Origin of the sequence: Pseudomonas sp. 13159349 (assembly GCF_013305685.1) — a bacterium.
Taxonomy (GTDB): domain Bacteria; phylum Pseudomonadota; class Gammaproteobacteria; order Pseudomonadales; family Pseudomonadaceae; genus Aquipseudomonas; species Aquipseudomonas asiatica.
Genome location: NZ_CP045553.1, coordinates 3124900 through 3137692 on the forward strand (window position 1 = coordinate 3124900; position 12793 = coordinate 3137692).

Consider the following 12793-nt stretch of genomic DNA (forward strand, 5'->3'; position numbering starts at 1 on the left):
TTATTCAGTTTTCATTAAAGCCATAGCCCACTAGTCTGGCGTCACGGTTCAACAACAACGAGAGTGTCCCGCCATGAGCGCGATCAGCAGCCTGACCCACGCCATCTCCCTCGACCCGTACAGCGGCGAGCAGATCGGCGCCTACCCGTTCGACACCGACGCCGCACTGGAAGCGGCGCTGCAACGCGCCAAGGTTGGCTACCGCCAGTGGCGCCAGGTGTCGCTGGGTCAGCGCAGCGAGTACCTGCTTGCCCTGGCCAGCACCCTCGAAACCAAGGCCGAAGCCTTCGCGCAAATGATCAGCCGCGAAATCGGCAAGCCTGTCGCCCAGGCCCGTGGTGAAGTCAGCAAGTGCGTCGGCCTGTGCCGCTGGTACGCCGAACATGGCCCGGCCATGCTCGCCCCCGAGCCGACCCAGGTCGAGAAAGCCCGCATCGAATACCGCCCGCTGGGCCCGATCCTGGCCGTGATGCCATGGAACTTCCCGGTCTGGCAAGTTCTGCGTGGCGCCGTGCCGGCAATCCTGGCCGGTAATACCTACGTACTCAAGCACGCGCCGAACGTAATGGGCAGCGCCTACCTGCTGGGCGAGCTGTTCAAGGATGCCGGCCTGCCGGAAGGCGTGTTCGAAGTGCTCAACGTGACGCCGGACGGTGTCACTCGCGCCATCAACGACCCACGCATCGCCGCGGTGACCCTGACCGGCAGCGTGCGTGCCGGCATGGCGATTGGTGCGCAAGCCGGCGCGGCGCTGAAGAAGTGCGTGCTGGAGCTGGGCGGTTCCGACCCGTTCATCGTGCTGGCCGACGCCGACCTGGATGCCGCCGTGAAAGCTGCCGTGATCGGCCGTTATCAGAACACCGGCCAGGTCTGCGCTGCGGCCAAGCGCCTGATCGTCGAGGAAAGCATCGTTGACGAATTCACCCGCAAGTTCGTCGAGGCTACTCGCGAGCTGAAGGTCGGCAACCCGCTGGAAGAAAGTACCTACATTGGCCCGATGGCCCGTTACGACCTGCGCGACGAGCTGGATGGCCAGGTCCAGGCGACCATCGCCGAAGGCGCCACCCTGCTGCTGGGCGGCCACAAGGTCGATGGCGTGGCCAACTTCTACGCGCCGACCGTGTTCGCCAACGTCACCCCGCAGATGACTGCGTTCAAGCAGGAGCTGTTCGGGCCGGTGGCGGCGATCATCAGCGCACGTGATGCGGAGCATGCGGTGGAGCTGGCCAACGACAGCGAATTCGGCCTGGCCTCAACCATCTACACCGCCGACTACGCGCTGGCCGAACGCATGACCGCGGCGCTGGATACCGGCGGCGTGTTCATCAACGGCTATTGCGCTTCCGACCCCCGCGTAGCGTTTGGCGGGGTGAAGAAGAGCGGCTTCGGGCGTGAACTGTCGCACTTTGGTGTGCGTGAGTTCACCAATGCCCAGACTGTGTGGCTGGACCGTAACTGATCCAGCGTAACAGGGGCCGCTTTGCGGCCCATCGCGACACAAGGCCGCTCCTACAGACGATCACGGTGCGATCCTGTGGGGTCGGCCTGTATCGCGGTCCCTTGTAGGAGCGGCCTTGTGTCGCGATGGGCTGCAAAGCAGCCCCAACAATATCAATCCCGAACCTGGTCCTTGACCCAGTCCAGCATCCCCCCCGGCACGATCAGTTCATGCCGCGCCCGCGAACAGGCGGTATACAACCCCGCCAGCATCCGCGCCCGTTCATTGCGGTTCCCCGCTACCTGCGGCGCTACCATCAGCTCCGGCGACACCATCACCCGGGCGAATTCCATGTTCTTCACATCGCGCACCCGCCCCAGGAACAGCTTGGGCGCCTTGTCCCAACGGTAACGGCTCTTGGCCCTGGCAAAGTGCTCTGGCGTGTAGCCCTTGCGCAGCATGTTGGCCACGGCGACGAACGCCTTGTCATCACCCTTGTCCTGCTCCAGCGCCTGCCAGCTGGCATAGCGGAACAGCATCGGGTGACGCGGCCGGGTGCCATGGCGATACAACTCGATGCAGTCTTCGACGAACAGCTCGAAGTCCTTGCGCGCGCTTTTCAGCAGCACGAACGGCACGCCCTGGTGGGTCAGGCGCTGGAACCAGCCAAACAGGCCCCATTCATCGTCGACGATCAGCGCCGTAGGCTGTTCCGGCACCGTTACCGCATCGAAAAAGCTGACCCGGGTGTAGTGCTCGGCGCTGCCACTGAAGGCCGCCTGGATCGCCGCCGGGTGGGCATTGATCAGCGGGTTCAGCACGTTGTCCATCGCCGGCCCGGCCCGCAGTGAGTGGTCGATATAACGCTGGCGGATAAAGCCGCCATGGTGCGCGCTGAGGCCGTTGAGGTTCTGCAGCTCGTCACCCAGGGCAATGATCGACTGCGGGCTGCGGTCGAGCACGGCAAGCATCGGTGCCGACAGCTCGTGGGCCTCGTCGACGATGACATGGGTGTAGCGGCTGTCGATCACATGACCGGTCAGCGAAAGCAGTTTGACCCGATGGTAATCGCGCACCGGCAACTGGATTTCCCGTGCCGACGGGCGAATCAGCTCCTGCCAGTACAGGCGTGCCTTTTCCAGCAACACTTCCTGGTCCAGCGGCGTGGTGCCCGGCCCGGCCCACGGCAGGTGGTGCAACTGCAGCTGGGTGTCGGCGCTGTGGCAGAACGTGCGTACCGCGCGGATGCACAAGGCAACCACATCGCGCGCGGCGAGCGGGCCGATGTCGGGGATGGCCAGCCAACGTACCACCTGCGCATCCTGCGGGCGCCACGACAGCTTGGTGCGATACGGGTCGCGCAGGCGCCAGCCATTGCTGGTGAGGTCGCGGTTGAGCAGTTCGTCGGCCAGCTGGCCGAAGGTCAGCGCGGTGTAGGCGGCGGCGTCCTTGACCCGCGCCTGCAGGGCGCGCAGCTGGCCTTCGGTCAAGGCCAGCAACAGCGTGCGCTGGGGCTCGAGCAGGCGGGCGAACTGGTGAATCAGGAAGGTCTTGCCGGTGCCGGCAAAGCCCTGCACCGCCACCGACTCATCGATACCACTGAGGAATTCGCGCAGCAGGCGGTTCTGTTGGTCGCTGAGCATCAGGTCGCTGGCCAGGGAAGGCAGGAACACCGGGTGCAGCGGGGTTGCCCGCTGGCGGTAGCTGTCGGCGAACTGGAAATTCCACTGGCCCTCGGCGTCCAGCAACTCCTCGGCCTGGTACTCCACCTCGGTCGACAGCAGTGCGATCCCGTTTTCGCCCAGCATGCCCAGGCCCATGGCGAAGGCTTCGCGATCGAAGTGCTGTGCTACCTGCCCCTGGAAGCGCCCCGGCGCGGCGCTTTCGACCTCGTTGGCAATGCGCACGATTTCGGCAAAGCGGCGTTCCTGCGCATCCGCCGAGGCGGTGGCGGGCTGGCGCGGCAGGTTCTGCACGAACAGCACGACGGCGGCGTCGAGCACGCTGGCGGTGGTGAAGAAGTCGGTGGTGGGCTCGCTGGCGAGGCGGTCGGCCTGGTCGCTGGGCAAAGGCAGGTAGAACATCGGCACCTCGGGTGAAATCAGGGCGGCACGATAGCAATTTTTGCTGTGGAATGCTGGGTTGTGTATTGCCTGGCCCGGCCTCTTCGCGGGTGAACCCGCTCCCACAGGGACCTCACAATGCCTGGCACTGAGGTAATCCTGTAAGAGCAGCTATACCACCAAGCTACACCACCAGATTCAGCCCCTGCCCCGCTTCAAGGTCTCGCTGGGAAACTCCTTGAACAACTGCCGGTAACTCTCTGAAAACCTTCCCAAATGCCAGAACGACCAACGCATCGCCACCTCGGCCACGGTCACTTCACCGCCATGCAGCAGATCGCGCCGCGCACCGTTCAGCCGGCGCAGGCGCAACCAGTGCGCCGGCGGCATCCCGGTAAACGCCTTGAAGGCTTGCTGCAACTGACGCAAGGAAACCCCGGCAACATCCGCCAGCTCCACCAGATTCAGCGTTTCCTCCGGGCAGTCGGCCGCCCACTCGCTCACCCGCCGCATGATCGCCCGTTCCTCGTCACGCCGGCCCAACGCCACGCCCTGCAGGCGTTGGCAGGCGTTGTCGAGGATGAACAGGCAGTCCTCCAGCAATTGCTCCGCCAGGGCCTGCCCCTGCAGAGGGCAATCCGCCTGGCCCAGGCGGGTCAGTGTCGCACTCAGCCAACTGCCGAACAGCGCATTCTGCCCGCTGCCCAGCGGCACCATGAACAACCCTTCCAGGCGCTGCGGGTCAAGCCCATGGCGCGCCAGGAAGGCCTGGTCGAACACGACCGCCACTTCCTGGTAGTTCTCTGGCGTGATCCAGATGTTCCGGCTCTGCTCGTTCAGCAGGTACAGGCTGTTCTCGCTGCGGTCGAAGCAGAACGCCAGCGAACCGCTCGGCGCGCGGAAAAACTGCTCCACCCGGGTGTTCAGCCGCTCCTCGTACACCTCCACCCCGTCCAGCCCCAGGCAACGCAGCTCACCGCTGAAATGCCCGGGCGACATCTGCCGGTACTGCTGCTGCCAGCCAGGGGTGGCACGTACTTGTTCGGTTACGTCGGTGGTGTGGTAAGCCTGGACTTGCAGGGCATTGGCGGTTGTCACGCTCGGTCCTAGTTGCACTCTTTTGGTGCATTCATTGCCGGAGAAAGTGGATAGATCAGCCTTGCGGGCTGCGACCAAGATAGTCTCCAGCGCGTCACCTGGGAAGCGGGACGCCTTCGAAACCCTGGAACGGTTTACGCTGGCACGCTTGCTCCCACACCAAAACCCAACCAAGAGGTCTGTATGAACGCCCCCTTCGATCAGCTGTCCGCCTGGCTGAAAGAACACCGTATCACCGAAGTCGAATGCGTGATCAGCGACCTGACCGGCATCGCCCGCGGCAAGATCGCACCCACCGCCAAGTTTCTCCACGAGCGTGGCATGCGCCTGCCCGAGAGCGTGTTGCTGCAGACGGTCACCGGCGACTATGTCGACGATGACATCTACTACAACCTGCTCGATGCCGCCGACATCGACATGGTCTGCCGCCCAGACCCGAGTGCCGTGTACCAGATCCCGTGGGCGATCGAGCCGACCGCGATCGTTATCCACGACACCTTCGACAAGCAAGGCAACCCCATCGAACTGTCGCCGCGCAACGTGCTGAAGAAAGTGCTCAAGCTTTATGCAGACAAAGGCTGGCAGCCAATCGTGGCACCGGAGATGGAGTTCTACCTGACCCAGCGCTGCGAAGACCCGGACTTGCCGCTGCAAGTGCCGCTGGGGCGTTCCGGCCGTGCCGAAAGCGGCCGCCAGTCGTTCTCGATCGATGCCGCCAACGAGTTCGATCCGCTGTTCGAAGACGTCTACGACTGGTGCGAGATCCAGGGCCTGGACCTGGACACGCTGATCCATGAAGACGGCCCGGCGCAGATGGAGATCAACTTCCGCCACGGCGACGCCCTGGACCTGGCCGACCAGATCACCGTGTTCAAGCGCACCATGCGTGAAGCCGCGCTCAAGCACAACGTAGCCGCCACCTTCATGGCCAAGCCGATCACCGACGAGCCCGGCAGCGCCATGCACCTGCACCAGAGCGTGGTCGACATCGCCACCGGCAAGCCGATCTTCGCCAATGAAGACGGCAGCATGAGCCAGCTGTTCCTGTACCACATCGGCGGTTTGCAGAAGTACATCCCCAAGCTGCTGCCGATGTTCGCGCCCAACGTCAACTCGTTCCGCCGCTTCCTGCCGGACACCTCGGCACCGGTGAACGTCGAGTGGGGTGAGGAAAACCGTACCGCCGGGCTGCGCGTACCCACCTCAAGCCCCGAGGCAATGCGCGTGGAAAACCGCCTGCCGGGCGCCGACGCCAACCCGTACCTGGCAATCGCCGCCAGCCTTCTGTGCGGCTACCTGGGCATGGTCGAGCGCATCGAGCCCAGCGCACCTGTGCAGGGCCGTGCCTACGAGCGGCGCAACCTGCGCCTGCCGATCACCATCGAGGACGCGCTGCAGCACATGGAAGACTGCGAGACCGTGCAGCAGTACCTGGGCAAGCAATTCGTCCAGGGTTATGTGGCGGTCAAGCGTGCCGAGCACGAGAACTACAAGCGCGTGATCAGCTCCTGGGAGCGTGAATTCCTGATGCTGAGCGTGTAATCACCTTCCAGGGCATGCACTGGACCTGCAGGAGCAGCCTTGTGCTGCGAAGGGGCCAGTGCCGCCACAGCTGATCCTTTGCCCTACCGGCCTGTTCGCAGCACAAGGCTGCTCCTACAAGGTGATGAGTCACCTGTGGGAGCGGCCGCCATAAACCGAACGCCAAGAACAATACCAACGAGGTGTCCCCATGCGTCATCTGCAAGCCCTGATACCCGCCGCATTCACCCTGCTGTTCGCCACCACTACCCAGGCCACTCCCTCGGTCAGCGTGTACAACTGGACCGACTACATCGGTGACACCACCGTGGCCGACTTCCAGGCCAGCAGCGGGATCAAGGTGGTCTATGACGTGTTCGACTCCAACGAAACACTGGAAGGCAAGCTGCTGGCCGGGCGCACCGGCTATGACGTAGTGGTGCCATCCAACCACTTCCTCGCACGCCAGGCACAGGCGGGTGCCTTCCTGCCGCTGGACCGCAGCAAGCTGCCGAACTGGCAGCACCTGGACCCCAAGCTGCTCAAGCAACTTGAACAGAACGACCCAGGCAACCAGTACGCCGTACCCTACCTGTGGGGTACCAACGGCATCGGCTACAACATCGACAAGGTCAAGGCGGCCCTGGGCGTCGACCATATCGATTCATGGGCGGTGCTGTTCGAGCCCGAGAACCTGAAAAAGCTCAAGCAATGCGGCGTGGCGTTCATGGACTCGCCCGATGAACTGTTCCCGGCCGTGCTCAACTACCTGGGCATGGACCCGCGCAGCGAGAAACCGGCCGACTACGCCAAGGCGGAAGCCCGCCTGCTCGAACTGCGCCCCTACATCACCTACTTCCACTCCTCCAAGTACGTTTCCGACCTGGCCAATGGCAATGTCTGCGTGGCCTTCGGCTACTCCGGCGACGTGTTCCAGGCCGCCAACCGCGCCGTGGAAGCGAAGAACGGGTTAAAGATCGCCTACAGCATTCCCAAGGAAGGCAGCAACCTGTGGTTCGACCTGCTGGCCATCCCCAAGGACGCCAACAACCCCGAACAAGCCCTGGCGTTCATCAACTACCTGCTCGACCCCAAGGTGATCGCCAAGGTCAGCGCCACGGTCGGATATGCCAATGCAAACCCCGATGCCCAGGCCTACATGGACGCATCGCTGGTAAACAACCCTGAGATCTACCCACCCCAGGACGTGCTGGACAAGCTGTACATCTCCAGCACGCCGAGCCCGAAAATCATGCGTGTCATGACTCGCTCCTGGAGCAAGATCAAGTCCAACCGCTGAGCCGAGAACGCCCATGTCTTTCACTACCCAACACACCGCTTCGTACTATGCCGCCACGGCACGCGATGCGGCGCCCTACCCCAGCCTGGACGGCGAGCTGAGCGCCGATGTGTGCGTGGTCGGCGGCGGGCTGACCGGGGTCAATACCGCCCTGGAACTGGCCGAGCGCGGCCTCTCGGTGGTGCTGCTGGAGGGCCGACGCATCGGCTGGGGTGCCAGCGGCCGCAATGGCGGCCAGCTGATTCGCGGCATCGGCCATGACGTCAGCGGCTTTGCCCGGCATGTCGGCCAGGACGGTGTGCACTACCTGAAACAGGCCGGCATCGATTCGGTAGCGCTGGTGGCCAGCCGTATCGCCCGGTACGGCATTGCCTGCGACCTGCGCTGGGGCTTCTGCGAACTGGCCAACACCCCTGCGCAGTTCGCCGCCTTCAAGGACGAACAGGACGACCTGGCCGCACTCGGTTATCGCCCTGAAACCCGCTTGGTCAGTGCCGACCAGCTGCATGAAATCGTCGCCAGCGACCAGTACGCCGGCGGCCTGGTGGACATGGGCTCGGGCCACCTGCACCCGCTTGACCTGGTCCAGGGCGAAGCCCGCGCCGCCCACGGCCTGGGCGTACGCATCTTCGAGCAGAGCCCGGTGCTGCGCATCGAGCACGGCCCCCGCGTGACACTGCACACAGCCCGTGGCAAGGTGCGGGCAAGCAGCCTGGTGCTGGGCTGCAACGCCCACCTCGATGAACTGGAACCACGCCTGAGCGGCAAGGTGCTGCCGGCCGGCAGCTACGTGGTGGCCACCGAGCCATTGCCCGAAGCGCTGGCCAACAGCCTGATCCCGCAGAACATGGCGCTGTGCGACCAGAAAGTCGGCCTGGACTACTACCGCCTCACGGCAGACCGGCGCCTGCTGTTCGGCGGCGCCTGCCACTATTCCGGCCGCGACCCCAAGGACATCGGCGCCTACATGCGGCCCAAGGTGCTGAAGGTGTTTCCGCAACTGGCCAACGTGCGTATCGAATACCAGTGGGGAGGCATGATCGGCATCACCGCCAACCGCTTCCCCCAAGTCGGGCGCCTCAGCCAGCACCCCAATGTTTACTACGCCCAGGGCTATTCCGGGCATGGGCTGAACGTGACGCACTGGACGGCGAAACTGCTGGCCGAAAGCATCGCCCTCGGCCACAGCCAGGGGCTGGACGTGTTCAGCGCCGTGCCGCACCTGACCTTCCCCGGTGGCAAGGCACTACGCTCACCGCTGCTGGCGCTGGGGATGTTGTGGTATCGACTGCGGGAGGTGCTGGGTTGACGTGGCAGCAGGCTTGCCTGCGAATCGGAAGTTAAAGGAAATTTTTCAAAAAATTCCGTAATTCACTGATTTTAAAGGGCTTTCAAAGAACAAAGATAAAGGACTCAAAGAAGAGCCTGTAACCATTTGTTTTTAATGATATTCAGCAGCTTCAAAGCCGGTCCCGATGGACGCGTCTCGCCCTGCTCCCATTTGCGCACTGTCGATGCGCTCGTGTGCAAATGCATCGCAAAGACCGGCTGGCTGAAGTTGAGTGCCTCACGCAAACGGCGTATGTCCAGTGCGCTGAAATCTCGTACCGGTGCAGGGCATAGCGCTTCGTAATCCCGAAGCGTGACCTTGCCGATCGCTCCGGCCTCGTGCAGGGCGACAAGGTCCTCGCGTAACGATTCAATCAGTTTGCTGCTCACAACATACCTCCACCCGCCTGCAACGCCCGGCAGAGCAAACCCAGAAAGACTTTGCCCGCGAATCGCAGCACTTCTGCTCCTTAACGGGCATAGTTTTCCAAGGGCGGCAGAAACTGAAAAGCCAGCGAAGTCCCAAGACACCGTTGGAATTTGCGCGCTTGGGAACGTGACCGTAGCCACTTCCCACTACAGATTGAACCAGCCCACTGGCCAACTGCCCCGCACCTGCTAGCGTTGTTCTGGCCGACCTATCATGGATGCATCTTCATCATGAAATCATTGCCCCGCATTACCCTGTTGTGCGCCGCACTGCTTACCATGGCCGCCTGCTCCAGCAATCGCGTGGACCCAAAGGACTACTCCGGCTTCCTCAAGGATTACAGCCGTCTGGAGGAAACCAAGAGCCCGTCGGGTGACCCGGTGATGCGCTGGATCGACCCCAAGGTCAACGTCAACCAGTACAGCCAGGTGTTCATCGAGCCCAGCCAGTTCTACCCCAAGCCGCAGCCGACGCCGGTCATCTCGGCGCAGACGCTGCAGGAAATCACCCGCTACTTCAACGAAGCGCTGCGCCGTGAAATGGGCAGCGTGGTACCACTGGCCAAGGGCCCCGGCCCGGGCGTGATCGTGGTGCGCCCGGCCATCACTGCGGTGTCCACCAGCAACGAGGGCCTCAAGCCCTATGAGGTCATCCCTATCGCGCTGATTTCAGCCGGTGTGAACACCGCCATGGGCGGCCGTGACCAAGAGGTGGATGTCGGCGTGGAAGCTGCGTTCCTCGATGGTGCCAGTCAGAAAGTGCTGGCCCAGGTCGTGCGCAAGGGCACGGGGCAGGAGCTGGAGAACAAGACCACGCAGCTGACCCTGAATGACGTCAAGCCGGTGCTGGATGGCTGGGCCAAGGACATGCGTGCGAGTTTCCTGGAAGCGAAGCAGAAAGCCCGCTAAAGCCTCACTGGTCCATGTAGGAGCGGCCTTGTGTCGCGATGGGGCGCGGAGCGGCCCCAGATCCACATATTCAAGCTGAAATCGCTGGGGCTGCTTCGCAGCCCTTTCGCGACACAAGGCCGCTCCTACAGTTGACCGCGTCAGCACTCTACGAAGGCAACGGCAAGGCCGCCACGCGAGGTCTCCTTGTAGTTGGCATGCATGTCCGCCCCGGTATCACGCATGGTGCGGATCACCCGGTCGAGCGAGATGAAGTGCTCGCCATCCCCTCGCAACGCCATCTGCACGGCGTTGATCGCTTTCACCGCAGCAATCGCGTTGCGCTCGATACACGGCACCTGCACCAGGCCGCCGACAGGGTCGCAGGTCAGCCCAAGGTTGTGTTCCAGGGCAATCTCGGCGGCATTTTCCAATTGCGGCGGCGTAGCGCCCAGCACCTGGGCAAGGCCGGCAGCGGCCATCGAACAGGCCGAACCTACCTCGCCCTGGCAACCAACCTCGGCCCCGGAAATCGATGCGTTCTTCTTGCACAGGATGCCAACCGCCGCTGCCGCCAGCAGGAAGTCCACCACGTCCGCGTCACACGCCCCCGGGTTGAACTTCATGTAGTAATGCAGCACCGCCGGGATGATGCCGGCAGCACCATTGGTAGGTGCTGTGACCATGCGCCCGCCGGCGGCATTCTCTTCATTCACCGCAAGGGCGAACAGGTTGACCCATTCCATGGCGCTGAGGGTGGAGCCGATCACGTTGGGCTTGCCCAGCTCCTGCAGGCTGCGATGCAGCCGCGCCGCACGGCGCTTGACGTGCAACCCGCCCGGCAGGATGCCTTCATTGCGCAGGCCATTGTCGACGCATTCACGCATGGCACCCCAGATCCGCAGCAGGCCCTCGCGTACCTCGGCCTCCGAGCGCCAGGCGCATTCGTTGGCCATCATCAGCTGCGCCACACTCAAGCCATGGCCCTTGCACAAAGCCAGCAATTGCGCAGCGCTGTCGAACTCGTACGGCAGCACCACCGCGTTCGCTTCGACCGCTGGCGCATCGATCTCGGCTTGCTCGACGATAAAGCCTCCGCCTACCGAATAGTAGGTCTGGCGCAACAGGCTGCCCTGCCCGTCCATGGCTTCCAGGCTCATGGCATTGGGGTGATACGGCAGGTTCTCGTCAAGCAGCAGCATGTCGCGGCTGTACTCGAACGCCAGTGGGTGGCTGCCATCGAGCATCAGGCAGTGCTCCTGCATCACCTGGCCGATGCGCGACTCGATGGTGGCCGGATCGATGCGGTCCGGCCACTGGCCCATCAGGCCGAGCAGGCAGGCGCGATCGGTGGCATGGCCAACCCCGGTGGCCGACAGCGACCCGTACAACCGCACCTCGACACGGCTTGCCCGGGCCAGCAGCCCCTGTTCGCGCAGGGCCTGGGCAAAGGTAGCCGCCGCCCGCATCGGGCCGACGGTGTGGGAACTGGACGGCCCGATGCCGATTTTGAAAAGGTCGAAAACACTGATAGCCATGCTAATGCCTGACCGTGCCCGGGTATGAAGCCGCAGCGCGGTTATCTGGAGAAATTGAGCGATATTGCGATTTTGCGCGATACTGCCGCGCTGGTTCACGGATGACCAACGAAACTTCCTAAGCAAGGCTTTAGTGGTACTAAACGATGCGACGACAACTCAATGGCCAGACGTTCGTCTGGCTACACGTGTTCGCCTGTGCGGCCCGGCACTTGTCCTTCACCCGCTGTGCCGAAGAGCTGCACATTACCCCGGGCGCCGTCAGCCAACAGATGCGCCAGTTGGAGGAACGCCTGGGCTACCAGCTGTTCCTGCGTCGGGCACGTGGTGTGGAACTGAGCGCCGAAGGGCAACGCTTGGCACAGACGGTGACCGAAGCCTACGGCAGCATCGAAGCCGAACTGCTGCGCCTGGATGCAGGTGAGATCCGCGGCACCTTGCGCCTGCGCTCGATCCCGTCGTTCCTGGCCAAATGGCTCACGCCTCGTCTTCCGCGTTTTCAACAACGCTACCCGGACATCGAGTTGCGTCTGGTGGCCGAAGACAGTGCCCAGGCGTTGACCCCGGGCGATTTCGACCTGGCCATCGACCTGAACGATGGCAGCTACCCCGGCATGCTCTCGACACCACTGCTGGACGAGCAGATCTTCCCCGTATGCTCCCCCACCTTGCTGCGCGGGCGCCCGCCGCTGCACGGGCCGGCGGATCTTGTGCACTACCCGCTGCTGCACGACATTACGGCCTGGCGCGGCAGTTCGGAATATGCCGAATGGGAGTTCTACCTGGAGGGCATCGGCGCCGCCGGCCTGGATGTGCGGCGCGGGCATACCTTCAACCGCAACCACCTGACCATCGAGGCGGCGATTGCCGGCATTGGCGTGGCGATCGCCCGACGCACGCTGCTCAACGACGAACTGGAGCGCGGCGCACTGATCGTGCCGTTCGGGGTGCCTATCGCCAATCACAAGCGCTATGTAGTGCATTACCCACCGGGCGGGCTGAACCAGCCGGGGGCGCGGGCGGTGCATGACTGGCTAGTGGAGGAAGCGCGGGGTTTCAGGGAGTTGCACCCGCTGAACAAGGACTAGGCCAACCAATTGCGGCTGCACGAAATCGCTCTCATAGAACAACACATGACTCATTGGTTCGGCGGGGTTCTGTAGGAGCAGCCTTGTGCTGCGAAGAGGCC

Annotated in this window: 10 protein-coding genes; 6 read left to right on the top strand and 4 right to left on the bottom strand. The window is 63.4% G+C overall.

Annotated elements, in window-relative coordinates:
• The first annotated feature begins 73 nt into the window (after positions 1 to 73).
• Positions 74 to 1459, top strand: coding sequence for an aldehyde dehydrogenase family protein (locus GEV38_RS14710; protein WP_015270394.1), 1386 nt, complete (start codon positions 74 to 76; stop codon positions 1457 to 1459).
• A gap of 152 nt (positions 1460 to 1611) precedes the next feature.
• Here GEV38_RS14710 and GEV38_RS14715 read toward each other — a convergent pair whose 3' ends face one another.
• A complete protein-coding gene (locus GEV38_RS14715; RefSeq protein ID WP_054573256.1) occupies positions 1612 to 3522 on the bottom strand; it encodes an AAA family ATPase in 1911 nt (636 codons plus the stop codon).
• 177 nt (positions 3523 to 3699) lie between these two features.
• Entirely contained in the window at positions 3700 to 4599 is a 900-nt protein-coding gene (locus GEV38_RS14720; RefSeq protein ID WP_015270396.1) for a helix-turn-helix domain-containing protein, read from the bottom strand.
• Positions 4600 to 4782: 183 nt separating this feature from the next.
• Between GEV38_RS14720 and GEV38_RS14725 the strand changes: the two genes are divergently transcribed.
• The 3 genes from GEV38_RS14725 to GEV38_RS14735 all read left to right on the top strand — a co-directional run bounded on the left by GEV38_RS14725 (position 4783) and on the right by GEV38_RS14735 (position 8729).
• Complete coding sequence (locus tag GEV38_RS14725) at positions 4783 to 6141, top strand: glutamine synthetase family protein (protein WP_013972693.1); 1359 nt, start codon at positions 4783 to 4785, stop codon at positions 6139 to 6141.
• Between the two features lie 190 nt (positions 6142 to 6331).
• Complete coding sequence (locus tag GEV38_RS14730; protein WP_015270397.1) at positions 6332 to 7420, top strand: polyamine ABC transporter substrate-binding protein; 1089 nt, start codon at positions 6332 to 6334, stop codon at positions 7418 to 7420.
• A gap of 13 nt (positions 7421 to 7433) precedes the next feature.
• Positions 7434 to 8729 (top strand): FAD-binding oxidoreductase, encoded by a 1296-nt coding sequence (locus GEV38_RS14735; protein WP_015270398.1) that lies wholly within the window; start codon positions 7434 to 7436, stop codon positions 8727 to 8729.
• A 104-nt stretch (positions 8730 to 8833) separates the two neighbouring features.
• On the opposite strand, the gene GEV38_RS14740 is transcribed toward GEV38_RS14735, so the two are convergent.
• A complete protein-coding gene (locus GEV38_RS14740) occupies positions 8834 to 9139 on the bottom strand; it encodes a DNA-binding transcriptional regulator (RefSeq protein WP_015270399.1) in 306 nt (101 codons plus the stop codon).
• Positions 9140 to 9409: 270 nt separating this feature from the next.
• On the opposite strand from GEV38_RS14740, the gene GEV38_RS14745 reads away from it, so the two are divergent.
• A complete protein-coding gene (locus GEV38_RS14745; RefSeq protein ID WP_015270400.1) occupies positions 9410 to 10087 on the top strand; it encodes a DUF3313 domain-containing protein in 678 nt (225 codons plus the stop codon).
• 140 nt (positions 10088 to 10227) lie between these two features.
• Here GEV38_RS14745 and GEV38_RS14750 read toward each other — a convergent pair whose 3' ends face one another.
• Positions 10228 to 11604 carry an L-serine ammonia-lyase gene (locus tag GEV38_RS14750; protein ID WP_015270401.1) on the bottom strand — a complete coding sequence of 459 codons (1377 nt, stop codon included), beginning with the start codon at positions 11602 to 11604 and terminating at the stop codon, positions 10228 to 10230.
• 146 nt (positions 11605 to 11750) lie between these two features.
• On the opposite strand from GEV38_RS14750, the gene GEV38_RS14755 reads away from it, so the two are divergent.
• A complete protein-coding gene (locus GEV38_RS14755) occupies positions 11751 to 12692 on the top strand; it encodes a LysR substrate-binding domain-containing protein (RefSeq protein WP_013972698.1) in 942 nt (313 codons plus the stop codon).
• The last annotated feature ends 101 nt before the right edge of the window (positions 12693 to 12793 follow it).